This is a genomic window from Pelagibacterium limicola (assembly GCF_015694405.1).
Classification (GTDB): domain Bacteria; phylum Pseudomonadota; class Alphaproteobacteria; order Rhizobiales; family Devosiaceae; genus Pelagibacterium; species Pelagibacterium limicola.
In genome coordinates, this window is record NZ_JADQDB010000009.1 from 1 (window position 1) to 2,500 (window position 2,500).

Annotated in this window: 2 rRNA genes (1 of these 2 cut by a window edge); both read right to left on the reverse strand. The window is 54.7% G+C overall.

The annotated features are described in order from the left end of the window. Positions 1-569: 569 nt before the first annotated feature. Positions 570-685, reverse strand: a 5S ribosomal RNA gene (gene rrf / locus I2G20_RS15265). Positions 686-892: 207 nt separating this feature from the next. After that, positions 893-2,500: ribosomal RNA gene (locus I2G20_RS15270) — 23S ribosomal RNA — on the reverse strand (it continues 1,124 nt past the right edge of the window).

The following is a 2,500-nucleotide window of genomic DNA, read 5'->3' on the forward strand; positions in this document are numbered from 1 at the left end:
GCATTCATTTTAATCTCTCTTGCAGAAGATGTGAGGTCTGCAGGTGGGGCGCGAATGATTTGCGTGACACAATAGTCGGTTCGGCTACCCGGGCAAGCCGTAGGGGCGTTTGTGCGGCCAAATGCCCGGTGTTGATTTGGTGTTTTGGAACGCAAAAAGCCCCGCGAGTTGCGGGGCTTTTTGTTATGAGAAGGATATTTTGTGTGTTTTTGATAGATCTGGCGGCGGCGTACTCTTCCGTGTCTTAAGAGAGTACCATTGGCGCAGAAGCGTTTAGCGGTGGACTTCTGGACTTCGAGTTGTCCGGCGCAGCCGGGAAAAGGTCCGGCGGACTTGTAAACGGTTCAGCACAAGCTGAATAAAAGCCTCTGGTGGAGGGATTTGAGTGCGACCAGGCCAGGAGAGCTATGCTCGAATGGCGTAAGGGGAGAAGACCATGAGAGCGGAGCCTGTCCTCGGACTTGATCCGTGGGCTCGAGTTGTGGATGGGGGCTTTCGCTTGGAAAGCAAAAAGCCCTCGTGATGAGCGAGGGCTTTATTAAAGAGAATGGATTTGACAGGCTTGTTAGATCTGGCGGCGCCCTACTCTCCCGTGTCTTAAGACACAGTACCATTGGCGCAGAAGCGTTTAACGGTCGAGTTCGGAATGGGATCGGGTTCTGGGCGCTTCGCCATAGCCACCAGATCAAACAAACCTGTCTGCTATTTTTCTCGTGAACTGGTCTTTTATGATCTGACTGTCCTGGAAGTCTCAGCATGGCTCGTTGGACGAACGCAGTGAGGACCCCGGCCGAGGTTTCGGCCGCCCCCGCGGAGCCGTTGGCTTTAGCCAACTGGCGTGAGCGAGAACAAGAGGTAAATCCGATGGATTTACGGTTATTGATAAATGAGAACGATCAAGTCGATCGAGCTATTAGTACTGGTAAGCTTCACGCATTGCTGCGCTTCCACACCCAGCCTATCGACGTGGTGGTCTACCACGGCTCTGATAGGGAATACTGGTTTTGAGGGAGGCTTCCTGCTTAGATGCTTTCAGCAGTTATCCCGTCCGAACTTAGCTACCCTGCACTGCGGCTGGCGCCACAACAGGTCCACCAGAGGTTCGTCCATCCCGGTCCTCTCGTACTAGGGACAGCTCCTCTCAATATTCCAACACCCACGGCAGATAGGGACCGAACTGTCTCACGACGTTCTAAACCCAGCTCACGTACCACTTTAAATGGCGAACAGCCATACCCTTGGGACCTGCTCCAGCCCCAGGATGTGATGAGCCGACATCGAGGTGCCAAACGATGCCGTCGATAAGGACTCTTGGGCATCATCAGCCTGTTATCCCCGGCGTACCTTTTATCCGTTGAGCGATGGCCCTTCCACGCGGGACCACCGGATCACTATGACCGACTTTCGTCTCTGCTCGAGCTGTCACTCTCGCAGTCAGGCAGGCTTATGCCATTGCACTCGACGACCGATTTCCGACCGGTCTGAGCCCACCATCGCGCGCCTCCGTTACTCTTTGGGAGGCGACCGCCCCAGTCAAACTACCCACCACACGCTGTCCCGGGTACTGTTATACCGCGGTTAGACATCCATGACGATAAGGGTGGTATCTCACATTGCGGCTCCACGAGAACTGGCGTTCCCGCTTCAAAGCCTACCACCTATTCTGCACATGCCGACACGAATGCCAGCGTGAAGCTATAGTAAAGGTGCACGGGGTCTTTCCGTCTGACCGCAGGAACCCCGCATCTTCACGGGGAATTCAATTTCGCTGAGTCGATGCTGGAGACAGTGGGGAAGTCGTTACGCCATTCGTGCAGGTCGGAACTTACCCGACAAGGAATTTCGCTACCTTAGGACCGTTATAGTTACGGCCGCCGTTTACCGGGGCTTCAATTCAAGGCTTGCACCTCTCCTTTTAACCTTCCGGCACCGGGCAGGCGTCAGACCCTATACGTCGTTTTGCAACTTCGCAGAGCCCTGTGTTTTTAATAAACAGTCGCCACCCCCTGGGTTGTGCCACCCCCCGATGGTTGCCCACCGAAGGGTCACGCTTATCCCGAAGTTACGCGTGCAATTTGCCGAGTTCCTTCAGCATCGTTCTCTCAAGCGCCTTGGTATGCTCTACCAGTCCACCTGTGTCGGTTTCGGGTACGGTCTATAAGCTGGGGCTATTTCCTGGAACCTGCTCACTGCATCCTCAATCCGATAAGAGGATACAGACCTGCAAATCCGTCACTTCCCAGCAGGCTCACGAATATTAACGTGATTCCCATCGACTACGCCTTTCGGCCTCGCCTTAGGAGCCGGCTAACCCTGCGCTGATTAACATTGCGCAGGAACCCTTGGACTTTCGGCGAGAGTGTCTCTCACACTCTTTATCGCTACTCATGTCAGCATTCGCACTTCCGATACCTCCAGGACCCCTCACGGGTATCCCTTCGCAGGCTTACGGAACGCTCCGCTACCGCGTACAGCAAAAGCTGCACACCCTAAGCTTCGG